Consider the following 14,808-nt stretch of genomic DNA (forward strand, 5'->3'; position numbering starts at 1 on the left):
GGGAGGCGACGCGGAGCGTCGGCGACCGACGACAACGCGGCGAGCGTGCGTGCCAGACCCCGCCAGCCAGACGGGACTTTGACGACACGACCTAGGTCCGGTCCGCCCGGGCAGGGCCCAGCTCGTCCCCCGGCTCATTTGGCGTCCGCGTAGCACTCCACGACCGCCGTGGTGAACGGGAACCGGACCGGGGTGTCGCCGAAGGCGATCCGGCCGGCCCGGTCGCCGGCGGCGCGGATCGCCTCCACGACGGCCGGGGCCTCCTCGGCCGGGCAGTGCACGATCACCTCGTCGTGCTGGAAGAACACCAGCTCGGCGCGCATCCCGGCGGTGGCCTGCCGCAGGGCCGCGAGCAGCAGCAGGGCCCAGTCGGCGGCGCTGCCCTGGACGACGAAGTTACGGGTGAACCGGCCGCGGGCCCGGGTGTTGGTGGAGGCGTAGCTCGGGGTCCAGCCGTCCTCCCGGTCCTGCGGGATCCCGGCCTCGCCCTCCCCTTGCCCTCCGGCCGCGCCCTCGCCGGAATCCTCGTCGGCGGAGCCGACGGGCGGCGGGCAGGTCCGGCCGAGCCAGGTCCGTACGAGCCGGCCCTCCTCCCCGGCCTTGGCCGCGTCGTCCACGTACGCCACGGCCCGGGGGAAGCGGCGGCGCAACGCGGCCAGGTTCTTCAGGCCGTCCCCGGAGGTCTGGCCGTAGACGGCGCCGAGGACGGCGAGCTTGGCCTTGTCCCGGTCGCCGGAGAAGCCCTGGCGGGAGACGGCGGTGTAGAGGTCCGCGGCTTCCCCGGCCACCTCCATGAAGGCCGGGTCGCGGGAGATCGCGGCGAGCACGCGCGGTTCCATCTGATCGGCGTCGGCGACGACGAGCCGCCAGCCGGGGTCCGCGACCACGGCCCGGCGGATCACCTTGGGGATCTGCAGGGCCCCGCCGCCGTTGGTGACCCAGCGGCCCGTGAGGGTGCCGCCGGGGATGAACTCCGGGCGGAAGCGGCCGTCGTGGACCCAGTCCGCGAGCCAGGCCCAGCCGTGGGCGGTGTAGATCCGGTACAGCTTCTTGTAGGCGAGGAGGGGCTCGACGGCGGGGTGGTCGAGCTCCTGGATCTCCCAGCGGCGGGTGGACTTGAGCTTGATGCCGGCCTCGGCGAAGGCCTTGATGACGTCGGCGGGCAGGTCGGGGCGTACGCGTCTGCCGAAGGCGGCCGAGATCTGGTCCGCCAGCTCGGCGAGGCGCCGGGGCTCCCCGCCGCCCGCGTACCGCTCGCCGAGCAGTTCGGTCAGCAGGGCGCGGTGGACGTCGGCCCGCCAGGGCAGGCCCGCGCGGTTCATCTCGGCGGCGACGAGGAAGGCCGCGGACTCGGCGGCGGTGAGCAGCCGCATCCGGTCGGGGTGGGCGGTGGCGTCGAGCCGTTTCGCCTGGTCGGCGTGGACGGCGAGCAGCGCGTCCAGGGGGACGGGGGCGGGCTGCGGGTCGAAGAGGGAATCCTGGGTGCGGGGCGCGGCGGCGCGCGGCCGTGGATCGGGCGGTACGGGGGCGTTGTTGAGCCGGGCCCAGGCGGCGGCGGCCGAGCGGGGCTCGCCGAAGCGGCCCTCGTGGGCGAGGAGCAACAGCTCGGCGGCCTCGATGTCGTGGCACCGCTCGACGCGGGTGCCTGCGGCGAGCAGGCGGGGGTAGACGGCGGCGGTGGACCGCCAGATCCAGCGGGTGGCGGGTGGGGCGGCGCGGATGGCTTCCGCCGGGTCGCGGACGCGCAGCCGGGGGCCGGCCCCGGGGGTTGCGGGCGCGGCGTGCCACCAGCCGTCGCCGTCCTCGGCGAGGGCCCACCGAGGAGTGCGGTCGCTCATGGGTGCGAGTGTCCCACCGGGGTCTGACAGTCCCGGGCCGCCGGGCCGGGGGTGCGGTGCCGTGCCGGGTGCGGGTCCGTTCCTGGGGCTCCGCCCCAGACCCCGCGCCTCAAACGCCGGCGAGGCTGGATGTTTCAGCCCCTCCGGCGTTTGAGGAGCGGGGTTCGGGGCGGAGCCCCGGTCTTTCACCCTCGCCGGCGTTTGAGGCGCGGGGGTTCGGGGGCTGGCCCCCGACAGCGGCGCCGCGGGGGCTATGCGGCTGTCATCGACTGCGCGTACACCTCCAGCGCCGATCGAGGGGCACGGCCCAGGAGCTTCGGGAGGACGTCCGCGTCCGGGGTGGACAGGAAGCCCGCCGCGATGGCCGAGTACGTCGCCACCAGCATCGGCGGCTGGAACGGCTGCGCGGTCGGGCCCGACAGGGCCGCGCGGGCCTCGGACAGGGAGCCGGGGGCGTAGCGGGCGCCCACGGCTTCGGCCAGGTCCGCGCCGCTCAGGGGGCGGTCGCCGACCAGCTCGTACACCTGCCCGGCATGCGCGTCCGGCGCGAGGGCCACCCGTACCGCCACCTCCGCCAGGTCCTCCCGTGCGACCGCCGCGAGCCGGCCCCCGCCCAGGGGGGCCGTGATCAGGCCGTCGGGGCCCGGGGCGGCCAGCGCGGCCAGGAGTTCCGCGTACAGGCCGTTGCGCAGGACGGTCCATGCGAGGGAGGACTCGCGCAGGCGGCGCTCGGTCCAGCGGTGCGGCAGCGCGTACGGCAGGTGGTCGCCGGCCTCCGTGAGGCTGGTGTAGACGAGGTGGCGCACCCCGTCCCGTTCGGCCGCCGCGATCGCCGCCCCGTGGCGGGCGATGACCTGGTCGTCCTCCCCGTAGCCGGCGGAGATGAGCAGGAGGGTGTCCACCCCGGTGAAGTCGAGGGAGTCCGGGTCGTCGAAGTCCACCCGGACCCGGGCCGGGCCGTCCGGGGCCGGGGCCGGCGCCGGGGCCGGCCCCGGCGCCCGCGTGCCGAACCGTACGTCCGCCCGGCCCGCGAGCCGCCGCGCGACGAGTGAGCCGAGTCCGCCCGAGGCGCCGGTGATCAAAAGCATGGGAAGTCCTTGGTCCGCGTCGTGGTTGGGTACACGGACATCGTGTGCGGACGGGCGCACGCAGCGTAAGGAGGCACTTTCATGTCAGTAGGGCACACCGGGATAACCACCCCCGATCCGCTGGTGAGCTGCGACGACGACTGCGGCATCCGCGATGTCCTCGACCGGCTCGGCGACAAGTGGTCCGTCCTCGTCGTGGTCGAACTCGCGGCCGGCGTGCGCCGGTTCAAGGAGCTCCAGCGCGCGGTCGACGGCATCTCGCAGCGGATGCTCACCCTGACCGTCCGCCGCCTGGAGCGCGACGGGCTGGTCACCCGCACCGTGTACCCCACCGTGCCCCCGCAGGTCGAGTACGAGCTGACCGAGCTCGGCCACAGCCTGACCCGGCTGGTCAAGGGCCTCGCGGACTGGTCGCTCGCGCACCGCCCGCAGATCGAGGCCGCCCGCCGGGAATGGGACGCGAAGGCGGACATGCCAAGCTGAAGGGTGTGAGAGACCTAGCCGAGACCGTCGACCGAGCCTTCGCCGCCGCCCTCTACGCCCAGGACGACGCCGGGCTGGACACCGGGGCCTCGCTGCTCGTCGCCGAGCAGGGGCGCTGGGCCGGGATCGGGCGGGAGTTGCTGGCGCGCGGGGAGGCGTACGTACGCCAGGGCTGGGAGCGGGGCTGGCAGCCGGCCGACGTGCTGCGGCTCGTGCGCCGGGACCTCGACGAGCGGCACGCGCGGATCACCGGGGACCTGATCGCCGCCGAGGCGCGCCGCTACGCCCGGCTCCCCGAGCGGTGGACCGACGCCGAGGTGTGGTGGAAGGGCGACGACACGTACGCCGAACGGCTCGCGCAGCGGGAGAAGGCGGACCGGTTCACCCTGGCGACCGCCTTCCTGGAGGTGCTGAGGCTGCTGATCCGGCTGCCCTCGATCGAACCGGTGGGTCCGCTTCCTGGTGACCCGGTCGACGCCCTCGCCGAGCACGCCCACATCGAGCCGCGCATGCTGGGCCGGATCCGGGCCCTGCTCGCCAAGGCCGAGGCGACCACCTTCCCGGAGGAGGCGGAGGCGCTCAGCGCCAAGGCCCAGGAGCTGATGGCCCGGCACACCGTCGACGAGGCCCTGCTCGCGGCGAGCGGCAAGGGGCCGGCCCAGGTCCCCGCCGCCTGCCGGATCGGCGTCGAGCCGCCGTACGAGGAGGCCAAGGCGGTGCTGCTCGACGCGGTGGCCACGGCCAACCGCTGCCGGGCGGTGTGGAACAGCGGCTTCGAGTTCTCCACGGTGGTCGGCTTCGAGAGCGACCTGGAGGCGGTGGAGCTGCTGTACACCTCGCTGCTGGTGCAGGGCACGGCGGCGATGACTCGGGCCGAGGCCGCCCAGCGCTCGGGCGGACGCAAGCGGACGAAGACCTTCAGGCAGTCCTTCCTGCTCGCCTACGCCAGCCGCCTCGGGCACCGGCTCGCCGAGACGGCCGCGCACACGGCCACGGAGACCCCCGACAACCTGCCGGCCCTGGTGGCCCGCGACGTGGCGGTCACCTCCCGGGCGGAGGAGATGTTCCCCCGGACGACCACGACCCGGCTGCGCGGCGCCACCGACCACGCGGGCTGGGAGGACGGCACGGCGGCCGCCGACCGCGCCCACGTCGGGGGCAAGCGAAAGCCCCTCCCCTAGGACTTGGGCGAGTCCTCGGCTAGGGCTTGGGCGCGTCCTCGGCGCGCAGGGCCCGCGCCTCGGACTTCAGGATGCGCATCGACTTCCCCAGCGAGCGGGCCATGTCGGGCAACTTCTTGGAACCGAACACCAGCAGGCAGACGACTAGAACAACGAGCAGGTGCCACGGCTGGACGGCGTTGCGGAACACGGGCGTTCCACCTTTCGGACGATCCGGCTTCTTGTCGGGGGACCGGCTCATGGAACAGGCATCCGCGCGGTGGGGACAAATCTGAAGAAGTCCTGAATGCCGAGCGGTGGGGGAGCGCCGGCCTTCGTCCGAGGGTGAACCTGTCTGTGATCAGCGCACCACCCCGCGTGCACGTGCATCTGCCCGTGCAGCAGCAAGTGAACACAGCTATGATCCGGTGGAGTTGACATCTGCACTATCGGGGGCTTCCTGTGGACCACGCGTACAACGGGATGGCAGGTGCCGAGCTCGCTTCCTTGTATGAGCTGACGTGGCAGAAGAGCAGACACAGCAACTCGCAGGGTTCCTGCGTGGAGTTCGCCAAGCTGCCGGGGGGCGATGTCGCCATGCGCAATTCGCGCTTCCCCGACGGTCCGGCGCTCGTCTACACGCCGGCCGAGATAGAGGCCCTGCTCCTGGGCGTCAAGGACGGCGAGTTCGATCACCTGATCGGCTGACGGAACAGCGCATCCATCAAGCCATGCACGTGCACTGGCCGGGATTGATCACAATGATCAATCCCGGCCAGTTGTCGTGTTTCGCCCGGCGGCCCGCCGGCGCGGCGGTTCAGTCCTGGAGCAGGAACAGCGCCCAGACCACCTTGCCGGTCAGCCGGCCCGCGAGCGGGTGCCAGCCCCAGCTGTCGCTGTACGAGTCCACCAGGAACAGCCCGCGCCCGGACTCCAGGTCGAAGTTCTCCTCCGTGCGCTCCGGTGAGAAGGCCCCGCCGGGCCGGTCCTCGCTCGGGTCGCGCACCGCGCACACCAGCCGGGTGCTCCACCGCATCAGGTGCAGCCGTACGGACGGCTCCGACTCGGCGTCCGCTCCCCGCGCGTCGTCCGGCAGGGCATGGCGCAGCGCGTTGGTGACGAGTTCGGAGACGACCAGGGCGACATCGTCGAAGCGGTCGTCGAGACCCCACTGGGTCAGGGTCGACCGGCAGAAGGAGCGTGCTCCCCGCACCGCCTCGAAGCGGGCGGGCAGGGCGCAGGAGGCGGACCCGGAGACAGCCGTGGGGTCGACCGGGGGCAGCCCCTGCCGTAACGGCTCGAGCATGGTCGATCCATTCGTCCCCATGCGAGGCACTCCCGGGATTCGCGGGCGGAGCGGTCATCTCCGTCCAGAAAGAACTGCGGGGTGGGTCCGGCGCCGGCGCGAAGAGCACGCAGGTGCGCGGGGACCATCGTTCCGAATGGCGGAGCCGGATGCAAGGGCAGATGCACGTGCACGCGCCGGACCTGTCCACTCCCGTGACGGTTCTTGCTCATTTCTTCCTACGCATGCATGCGGACTTCTTTTCCCGGAGGCAGGATTCCGTTACAGAACGAGTACGGGCCGATGCGTTTTGGTGGCAGACTGCGGCCCCTGGGGTACGGGGGCCCCGCGACGCACGCGCACGCCACGCGCACACCAATGCGATGGGGAGGGCAGTACTAGTGACCGCAGAAGCAAGCGGTTCTGTGGTGCGCCGCATCCTCCTGGGCTCCCAGCTCAGGCGACTCCGAGAATCCCGCGGCATCACCCGTGAGGCGGCCGGCTACTCGATCCGCGCATCCGAATCGAAGATCAGCCGCTTGGAGTTGGGAAGGGTGAGCTTCAAGGCCAGAGACGTCGAGGACCTCCTCACGCTCTACGGAGTGACGGACAGCACCGAGCGCGAGTCGCTGCTGGGTCTGGTCCGCGAGGCCAACGCGACGGGCTGGTGGCACAGTTACGGCGACGTGCTGCCCGGATGGTTCCAGACGTACATCGGTCTGGAGGGCGCCGCGTCGCTCATCCGGATCTACGAAGTCCAGTTCGTCCACGGCCTGTTGCAGACGGAGGCCTACGCCCACGCCGTCGTCAGCCGCGGCATGCCCGGAGCCACCGCCGCCGAGATCGACCGCCGCGTCGCCCTGCGCCTGGAGCGGCAGAAGGTCCTCGTCTCCGAGAACGCGCCGATCTTCCACGCCGTCCTCGACGAGGCCGCGCTGCGCCGCCCGTACGGCGACCGCGAGGTCATGCGCGGCCAGCTGGAGCACCTCATCGAGGTCTCCCAGCGGCCCAACGTGCAGCTCCAGGTGATGCCCTTCTCCTTCGGCGGCCACGCGGGCGAGAGCGGAGCCTTCACCCTGCTGCGCTTCCCCGAGTCCGACCTCCAGGACATCGTCTATCTGGAACAGCTCACCAGTGCCCTCTACCTGGACAAGGACGAGGAAGTGGGGCAGTACGGGCGAGCGATGGAGCGCCTCCAGGCCGACTGCCCCGACGCCGACCGGACCAGGGATCTTCTTCGTGGCCTGCTCCAACTGTCTTGATTCGCACGTAGTATGACGCCTGATCAGTGCATGACCGATCGGTCTCCGGTGCAGCGCACGGGTGCGCGCTCGCAGTAAGGGATGGCATGTCCATATTCAGCGACCTGGCTCACCAGTACATCGACGGCGAATGGCTGGCCGGCAACGGTTCGTGGGACATCATCGACGTGAACCCGTACAACGGGGAGAAGCTCGCGGCCATCACCGTGGCCACCGTCGAGCAGGTGGACCAGGCCTACCGCGGCGCCGAGCGCGCCCAGAAGGAATGGGCCGCCACCAGCCCGTACACCAGACGCGCGGTCCTGGAACGTGCCCTGCGGATCACCGAGCTCCGCGAGAAGGAGATCGTCGAGGCGATGATCGACGAGCTCGGCGGGACCCGTCCCAAGGCCGAGTACGAGGTCCACCTCGGCAAGGAGTTCCTCCGCGAGTCCATCCAGCTCGCCGTCCGGCCCGAGGGCCGGATCCTGGCCTCGCCGGTCGAGGGCAAGGAGAACCGGGTCCAGCGCCTGCCCGTCGGCGTGGTCACCGTGATCAGCCCCTTCAACTTCCCCTTCCTGGTCACCCTGAAGTCGGTCGCCCCGGCCCTGGCGCTGGGCAACGCGGTCGTGATCAAGCCGAACCAGAACGCGCCCGTCGTCGGCGGCGGGGTCATCGCCAAGATCTTCGAGGACGCCGGACTGCCCGCCGGTCTGCTGAACGTCCTCGTCACCGACATAGCCGAGATAGGCGACGCGCTCCTCACCCACCCCGTCCCCAAGGTCATCTCCTTCGCGGGATCGGACCGGGTCGGCCGGCACGTCGGAGCGGTCGCCGCCCGCCACTTCAAGCGCACGGTCCTGGAGCTCAGCGGCAACAGCGCGCTCGTCGTCCTCGACGACGCCGACCTCGACTACGCGGTGGAGGCGGCCGTCTTCAGCCGCTTCGTCTACCAGGGCCAGGTCTGTATGGCCGCCAACCGGATCCTGGTCGACGCGTCTGTCGCCGAGGAGTTCACCGAGAAGTTCACCGCCCGCGTGCGCGGCCTGAAGACCGGCGACCCGCACGACGCCGACACCCACATCGGCCCGCTGATCAACTCCTTCCAGGCCGACGCCCTGACCGCGCTCGTGGACCGGGCCGTGGAAGAGGGCGCCCAGGCGCTGGTACGCGGTTCTACGCGCGGCAACCTCGTCGAGCCGACGGTGCTCGCCGGGATCCCCGAGGACTCCCCGCTGCTGGGCCAGGAGATCTTCGGCCCGGTGGCCCTGCTCGTGGTCTTCGACGGCGAGGACGAGGCCGTACGGCTGACCAACGCGACCCCCTACGGGCTGAGCGGCGCCGTGCACACCCGGGACGTGGAACGGGGCGTCCGCTTCGCCCAGCGGATCGAGACGGGCATGATCCACGTCAACGACTCCACGATCGGGGACGAGCCGCTGGCCGCCTTCGGCGGCGAGAAGGCCTCCGGCCTGGGCCGCCTGAACGGCGAATCCACCGTCGAGGCCTTCACCACCCAGAAGTGGATCTCGGTTCAGCACGGGCGGACCCACTTCCCGTTCTAGACTCAACCGGGCGTACGGCATGCGTCCGGGGGAGAGCAAGTTGAGCAACATACCGGAGACCGGCCGGACCCCTCGGGTCCAGAACCGGCTCGTCGTGATCCAGATCGTGGTCTTCTCGCTGCTGCTCACCCTGGGCGGACGCCTCTGGTACCTCCAGATACGCAATGGCCAGGAGTACACGGACGAGGCGAAGAACAACCACGTCCAGCAGGTGGTCCAGCCCGCCGTGCGCGGCTCGATCCTCGACTCGCGCGGCGTCCCGCTCGCCGACAACGCGACCCACCTCGTGGTCTCCGCCAGCCGCACCGAGCTGCTCACGATGAAGGACAAGGGCAAGTCCGTGCTGATCCGCCTCGCCGAGGTGCTGGGCATGGACGCCCAGGAGGTCATCGACAAGGTCCGGCTCTGCGACTCCAAGACCAAGCAGCCCTGCTGGAACGGCTCCCCCTACCAGCCGATCCCGGTCAGTGACGAAGCCACCACCGAGCAGGCCCTGCAGATCCGCGAGCACCCCGAGGACTTCCCGGGCATCACGGCCGAGGCGACCGCCCTGCGCCGCTACGCGGGCCCGGACCAGGCCAACACCTCCCAGGTGCTGGGCTACCTCTCGCCGGTCACCGACGAGGAGATCGCCAAGGCGAAGAAGTCCGACTCGCCGTACCTGCGCTCCGACCAGGTGGGCCGCTCCGGCCTGGAGCGCACGTACGACAAGGAGCTGCGCGGAAAGGCCGGCATCACCCGCTACGAGGTGGACAACCTCGGCCGGGTGATCGGGCAGGGGCAGACCGACCCGGCGCAGCCCGGCTCGAACATCGTGACCTCGATCGACTCCCGCGTGCAGGCGGTCGCCGAGCGCGAGCTGAACAACGCGATGGTCGAGGCGCGCAAGGTCAACGACAAGAACACCGGCAGGAACTACGAGGCCGACTCGGGCGCCGTCGTGGTGATGGAGACCAAGACCGGCCGCGTCGTGGCGATGGCCTCGAACCCGACCTACGACCCGAACGCCTGGGTGGGCGGCATCTCCGCCAAGGACTACGCCGGGCTCACCGACAAGGAGTCGAACTATCCGCTCCTGAACCGCGCGATCCAGGCCCAGGCGGCGCCGGGCTCGATCTTCAAGGTGGTCACCTCGACCGCGGCGGTCAATGCCGGGTACCCGTTCGACAACCGCTACCCCTGCCCCAGCTCGTACTCGGTCGGCAACCAGACCTTCACGAACTTCGAGTCGCAGGGCCACGGCGACATCACCATCGGGCGGGCCCTGGAAGTCTCCTGCGACACCGTCTACTACGCCATCGCGGACCAGGAGTGGAAGAAGGACGGCGGGATCAACCCGAAGAAGACCCCGAACGACTGGTTCTTCAAGACCGCCCACGACTTCGGGCTGGGCAAGGCCACCGGCATCGACCTTCCCAACGAGGTCAACGGCCGGATCCCCGACCGCAAGTGGAAGCAGGACTTCTTCGAGGCGAACAAGGCCGCCTGGTGCCGCGACGGCAAGAAGAACGGCACCTTCGCCGAGAAGATCGCCTACGAGAACTGCCGTCAGGGCAACCAGATGCGCGAGGGCGACGCCATCAACTACTCGATCGGGCAGGGCGACACCCTCGTCACCCCGGTCCAGATGGCCTCCGTGTACGCGGCCATCGCCAACGGGGGCACCCTCCACCAGCCCAGCATCGGCAAGGCGGTCGTCAGCGCCGACGGTACGTCCGTCCAGGAGATCGCGCCGAAGGTGCGGGGCAAGCTCCCGATGGACGAGAAGACCCGCGACGACATCGACGAGGCACTCGCCGGCGTGGCCACCAACGGCAGCGCCGCCTGGCGCTTCGGCGGCTGGCCGCAGAAGCAGATCCCGATGCACGCCAAGACGGGCACGGCGGAGGTCCAGGGCAAGCAGACGACCTCGTGGTTCGCCTCGTACACCGAGGACTACGCGATCATCATGACGATCTCCCAGGGCGGCACCGGCTCGGGCGCGTCGGGACCGGCGGTCCGCAAGATCTACGAGGCGATGTACGGGCTCGACCCGACGGGCAGGCAGGACCTCTCCAAGGCCCTGCTCCCGCAGCCCGCCACCGCACTGCCGGCGATCCGCCCCGACGGGGAAATCTCCGCCAACTGACGTCCGAAAGCGCATTGAGGACAGAATCTGACCGCAATGCTCCGTAGCGTGTGGGGTGTCAGGAAGAAGCCCCCCGGGGCAACACCCCACACGCACGAGGCGGTTGGTCATGGCTCAGATTTCCACCGAGGTCCCCGGCGACGAGCGCGGCACGCTCCTCTCCTTCGTCGAGGCCCAGCGCACGGCGATCCGCGAAACCCTGCTCGGCATGAGCGAGGAGCAGGCCGCGAGCCGCCCCAGCGCCAGCGAGCTCACGCTGTCCGGGGTGCTCAAGCACGTGGCCGAGGTCGAGCTGGCCTGGCTGCGGATGGCCCAGCAGCGGCCCAACGAGCGGCACCGTACGCAGGAGACCCGGGGGGAGATGTTCCGTCTGGTCGGGAACGAGTCCGTCCCCGCCGTCCTGGCCTTCTGGGACGAGGTCCGGCAGGAGACGGAGGCCTTCATCGCCGCCGTCCCCAGCCTGGACGACACCTTCCCGCTGCCGGAGGCGCCCTGGTTCCCCAAGGACGGCAAGGTCTCGATGCGCTGGATGCTCCTGCACCTGGTGGAGGAGTTCGCCCGGCACGCGGGCCACGCGGACATCGTCCGCGAATCCATCGACGGGACCAAAGCGATGGGCTAGGACTTGCACCTCACGCCACGTGAGGGACCACAGTGAAGGGCGTACCCAACCAGAGGAGCGGAAGCGATGGGCTACTCCGTGGGCCAGGTCGCCGGATTCGCCGGAGTCACGGTGCGCACCCTGCACCACTACGACGAGATCGGTCTGCTCTCCCCGAGCGGCCGCAGCCACGCAGGTCACCGGCGGTACGACGACGCCGACCTGGACCGGCTGCAGCGGATCCTGTTCTACCGGGAGCTCGGCTTCCCCCTCGACGAGGTCGCGGTCCTGCTGGACGACCCGGAATCGGATCCGCGGGAGCACCTGCGCCGGCAGCATGCCCTGCTGACCGACCGGATCGCCCGGCTCCAGCAGATGGCCGAGGCCGTTGAGCACGCCATGGAGGCGAAGAAGATGGGCATCAACCTCACGCCCGAGGAGAGGTTCGAGGTCTTCGGGGACAAGGACCCCGAGCAGTACGCGGAGGAGGCCGAGCGGCGCTGGGGCGTTACCGAGGAGTACGCGGAGTCGCAGCGACGGGTCGCCTCGTACACCAAGGACGACTGGAAGCGGATCCAGGACCAGGCCGCCGACTGGGGCGCCCGCTACGCGGCCCTGATGGAGGCCGGTGAGCCGGCCGAGGGCGAGCGCGCGATGGACATGGCCGAGGAGCACCGGCTGCACATCACCACCTGGTACTACGACTGCTCGTACGAGATCCACACGGGCCTCGGCGAGATGTACGTCTCGGACGAGCGGTTCAAGGAGTTCTACGACTCCATGCGGCCCGGTCTCGCCGAGCATCTGCGGGACGCGATCCTGGCCAACGCGGTGCGCAAGGCGTAGCCGGGGCGCAAGCGGAAAATTCGGTGTACGGCCCCCCTCCGGTCCCTGGAACCGGGCGGGGGTCGTGTGCGTTGATAATTGAAACCGCCCGCCCCCGCACGACACCCCCCGATCCAGGAGAGCCCGGAAACCGTGTATACGCTTGCGCTCGGCCCTGAGTGGCTCACCCCGGACTATCTGATCTCGCACTTCGGCCTGATCGGCATCCTGGTCATCGTCTTCGCGGAGTCGGGGCTCTTCGCCTTCCTGCCCGGCGACTCCCTGCTGTTCACGGCGGGTCTGCTGGTCGCGGACGGGCAGTACATCAAGCAGCCGCTGTGGCTGGTCTGCACCCTGATCGTGGCCGCCGCGATCATCGGTGACCAGGTCGGGTACCTGATCGGCAAGTTCTTCGGGCCGAAGATCTTCAACCGGCCCAAGTCGAAGCTCTTCAAGCGGGAGAACCTCGACAAGGCCCACGAATTCATGGACAAGCACGGCCCGAAGGCCATCGTGCTCGCCCGCTTCGTGCCGATCATCCGCACCTTCGCGCCGATGGTCGCGGGCGCCGGCTCGATGAAGTACCGCACCTTCCTGACGTACAACATCATCGGCGGCATCGGCTGGGGCGCGGGTGTCACGGTCGCGGGTTACTGGCTCGGTCAGATCGAGTTCATCAAGACCAACGTCGAGCCGATCCTCGTGGGCATCGTGCTCATCTCCGTCATCCCGGTGATCTTCGAGGTCCTCAAGGCCCGCAAGGAGAAGGCCAACGGCGCCGAGGCCGCGGCCGAGACCGCCGGCATCGAGGGCACGGGCCCCCAGGCCCCGGGCCAGCGCGGCCGCCACGCCAAGCGCTAGGGCCTGAGGGCCTGACGGCCCGACCCACCGTCCCTTCCGGCCACAGCACTAGAAGCCGCGGGTCCGCTTCGCCGCACGGCGTTTGGCGGCGCTCGCGGCTCCCGGGATGCGCATGAACAGCCGGGAGGTCTCGGACCCCAGGTTGACCCCGATCGCGATGGCCAGCGCGATGGCCGCGGCGTTCACGAGCGAGCCCAGCCCCTCGTTCAGCCGGTCCTCGGCGATGAGCAGCAGCCCGTAGTACGTCGCCGAGCCGGGCAGCAGCGGCCCGATGGCGGCCGTCACGTACGGCAGGGCGGACGCGAAGCGGTAGCGGGAGAGCAGCTGCCCGAAGAGGCCCACCAGCCCGGCCGCGACGGCAGTGGACGGCACCGGCGGGATCCCGCCCGCGTAGTGCAGGGCCCCGAAGGTCACCCACGCCACCCCGCCGTTGAGGGTCACTATCCAGACGGTGGAGCGCTCCTGCTGGAGCAGGATCGCGAAGGTGAACACCAGCACCATCGAGGCCGCGATCTGGATCAGCGGCCGCTGGGTGATCTGGAGGACCTCCTCCGGTTTGGGGGAGGCGCCCAGCTGGAGCCCGAGGTAGAGCACGACCAGCACGCCCATGATGATGCCGATGAAGAGGTACATGACCTCCAGCAGCCGGGCGGACGCGGTGATGTAGTAGCCGGTCAGACCGTCCTGGACGGCCGCGACCAGGGCCCGCCCGGGCAGCAGCGCGAACAGCCCGCCGGTGATCACGGCGGAGGCCTTGATGTTCTCGATCTCGGCGAGCTTGAGCGCGACCCCGAACGCGGCGGGCGGCATCGCGGCGACGACGAACTGGTAGAACTCCGGCAGCCCCCGGCCGGCGCACAGCCACGCCAGCCGGTCGCCGAGGACCGCGCCGAGAGCCGCCGCGAAGAAGACGATCACCCCGCCGCCGACGAGCGTGGAGGCGGCCCCCGCGAGCAGCCCGGCGGCGGCCGTGAGCACCCAGGTGGGGTACGGGTGCCGGTTGCGGCGGATCTCGGCGAGGCGCCGGTAGGCCTCCTCCAGCGAGATGTCGATCTCGGGGGCGCTGATGTCGGCCACGAGCCGGTACACGGCCGCCAGGCGGGTGTAGTCGGTGCCCCGGCGGCGTACGGTCCGGTTCGCCGAGACGGGGTGGTCGACCAGGGAGGGCTGGTGGGTGATCGACAGCATGGTGAAGGTGACGGTGGGCTCGCACCGGTCCAGCCCGTAGGAGCGGGCCACGGCGAACATCGCGGCCTCCACGTCCTCGGAGCCCTCGCCGCCCGCGAGCAGCAGCTCGCCGATGCGCAGGGTCAGGTCGAGCACGCGGCCCACGGCGGGCCCGGCCTCGCTCGGGCGCTGTACGAGGTCCGGTACGGGACGCACGTCGACCGGCATGCGCAGCATCGTGCGCATGCGGTCCTGCCAGGGGGACTCCTTCGGCCCGGCGACGGGGAAGCCGTGGCCGGGCGTGTAGGCGGGCGGGGAGTGCGCCGCGCTGTAGGTGGCCGGGGTCGCGAAGGCGGATCCCCCGGGCTCGGGCTGCACCGGCTCGGCGGCTGCCGGACGGGCGAATTCCGAGGTGGGCTGGTCCTCGTCGGGGACCTCGGGCTCCATCCCCGGCGGCGGCGCGAAGGCGCTGTGCGCCTCGTCGGACTGGGGCTTCCTGTCCTCTGCCCCATCGGCCTCCGCCACGCGCCCTCCAGTCCGTGATCACCCGGGGTATCAGTATGCGG

General features: G+C 70.8%; 13 protein-coding genes and 1 pseudogene. 9 read left to right on the forward strand and 5 right to left on the reverse strand.

Annotated features, from left to right (window positions below; all coding sequences use genetic code 11):
- Positions 1-134 precede the first annotated feature (134 nt).
- Both ACZ45T_RS30360 and ACZ45T_RS30365 read right to left on the reverse strand, forming a co-directional pair.
- Positions 135-1,838: a bifunctional 3'-5' exonuclease/DNA polymerase gene (locus ACZ45T_RS30360; protein ID WP_468446897.1), complete on the reverse strand. Its 1,704-nt coding sequence runs from the start codon at positions 1,836-1,838 to the stop codon at positions 135-137.
- 251 nt (positions 1,839-2,089) lie between these two features.
- Complete coding sequence (locus tag ACZ45T_RS30365) at positions 2,090-2,926, reverse strand: NAD(P)H-binding protein (protein ID WP_468446899.1); 837 nt, start codon at positions 2,924-2,926, stop codon at positions 2,090-2,092.
- Between the two features lie 81 nt (positions 2,927-3,007).
- Between ACZ45T_RS30365 and ACZ45T_RS30370 the strand changes: the two genes are divergently transcribed.
- Positions 3,008-3,409, forward strand: coding sequence for a winged helix-turn-helix transcriptional regulator (locus tag ACZ45T_RS30370; protein ID WP_468446901.1), 402 nt, complete (start codon positions 3,008-3,010; stop codon positions 3,407-3,409).
- Positions 3,379-4,590, forward strand: coding sequence for a DUF2786 domain-containing protein (locus tag ACZ45T_RS30375; RefSeq protein ID WP_468446903.1), 1,212 nt, complete (start codon positions 3,379-3,381; stop codon positions 4,588-4,590). Before ACZ45T_RS30370 ends, ACZ45T_RS30375 begins: the two co-directional genes overlap by 31 nt.
- 19 nt (positions 4,591-4,609) lie before the next feature.
- Here ACZ45T_RS30375 and tatA read toward each other — a convergent pair whose 3' ends face one another.
- Positions 4,610-4,780: a Sec-independent protein translocase subunit TatA gene (gene tatA, locus ACZ45T_RS30380; RefSeq protein WP_468446905.1), complete on the reverse strand. Its 171-nt coding sequence runs from the start codon at positions 4,778-4,780 to the stop codon at positions 4,610-4,612.
- A 251-nt stretch (positions 4,781-5,031) separates the two neighbouring features.
- Here tatA and ACZ45T_RS30385 point away from each other — a divergent pair, with 251 nt between their 5' ends.
- On the forward strand, positions 5,032-5,277 hold the full coding sequence (locus ACZ45T_RS30385; RefSeq protein WP_360894997.1) for a DUF397 domain-containing protein: 246 nt from the start codon (positions 5,032-5,034) through the stop codon (positions 5,275-5,277).
- A gap of 109 nt (positions 5,278-5,386) precedes the next feature.
- Here ACZ45T_RS30385 and ACZ45T_RS30390 read toward each other — a convergent pair whose 3' ends face one another.
- Complete coding sequence (locus ACZ45T_RS30390) at positions 5,387-5,896, reverse strand: ATP-binding protein (RefSeq protein WP_468446908.1); 510 nt, start codon at positions 5,894-5,896, stop codon at positions 5,387-5,389.
- Between the two features lie 359 nt (positions 5,897-6,255).
- Between ACZ45T_RS30390 and ACZ45T_RS30395 the strand changes: the two genes are divergently transcribed.
- The 6 genes and pseudogenes from ACZ45T_RS30395 to ACZ45T_RS30420 all read left to right on the forward strand — a co-directional run bounded on the left by ACZ45T_RS30395 (position 6,256) and on the right by ACZ45T_RS30420 (position 13,075).
- Positions 6,256-7,116: a helix-turn-helix domain-containing protein gene (locus tag ACZ45T_RS30395; protein ID WP_468446910.1), complete on the forward strand. Its 861-nt coding sequence runs from the start codon at positions 6,256-6,258 to the stop codon at positions 7,114-7,116.
- A gap of 86 nt (positions 7,117-7,202) precedes the next feature.
- Positions 7,203-8,660 (forward strand): aldehyde dehydrogenase family protein, encoded by a 1,458-nt coding sequence (locus tag ACZ45T_RS30400; protein ID WP_468446912.1) that lies wholly within the window; start codon positions 7,203-7,205, stop codon positions 8,658-8,660.
- Positions 8,661-8,700: 40 nt separating this feature from the next.
- Positions 8,701-10,782 (forward strand): annotated as a pseudogene (mrdA, locus tag ACZ45T_RS30405) (penicillin-binding protein 2); the annotation flags it as partial.
- Between the two features lie 115 nt (positions 10,783-10,897).
- Positions 10,898-11,410: a DinB family protein gene (locus tag ACZ45T_RS30410; protein ID WP_468446914.1), complete on the forward strand. Its 513-nt coding sequence runs from the start codon at positions 10,898-10,900 to the stop codon at positions 11,408-11,410.
- A gap of 66 nt (positions 11,411-11,476) precedes the next feature.
- Entirely contained in the window at positions 11,477-12,235 is a 759-nt protein-coding gene (locus tag ACZ45T_RS30415) for a MerR family transcriptional regulator (protein ID WP_468446916.1), read from the forward strand.
- A 132-nt stretch (positions 12,236-12,367) separates the two neighbouring features.
- On the forward strand, positions 12,368-13,075 hold the full coding sequence (locus ACZ45T_RS30420; RefSeq protein WP_468446918.1) for a DedA family protein: 708 nt from the start codon (positions 12,368-12,370) through the stop codon (positions 13,073-13,075).
- A 48-nt stretch (positions 13,076-13,123) separates the two neighbouring features.
- Here ACZ45T_RS30420 and ACZ45T_RS30425 read toward each other — a convergent pair whose 3' ends face one another.
- Positions 13,124-14,767 (reverse strand): threonine/serine exporter family protein, encoded by a 1,644-nt coding sequence (locus ACZ45T_RS30425; protein WP_468446919.1) that lies wholly within the window; start codon positions 14,765-14,767, stop codon positions 13,124-13,126.
- Positions 14,768-14,808: the final 41 nt, after the last annotated feature.

This window comes from Streptomyces sp. NPDC030995 (assembly GCF_055571215.1).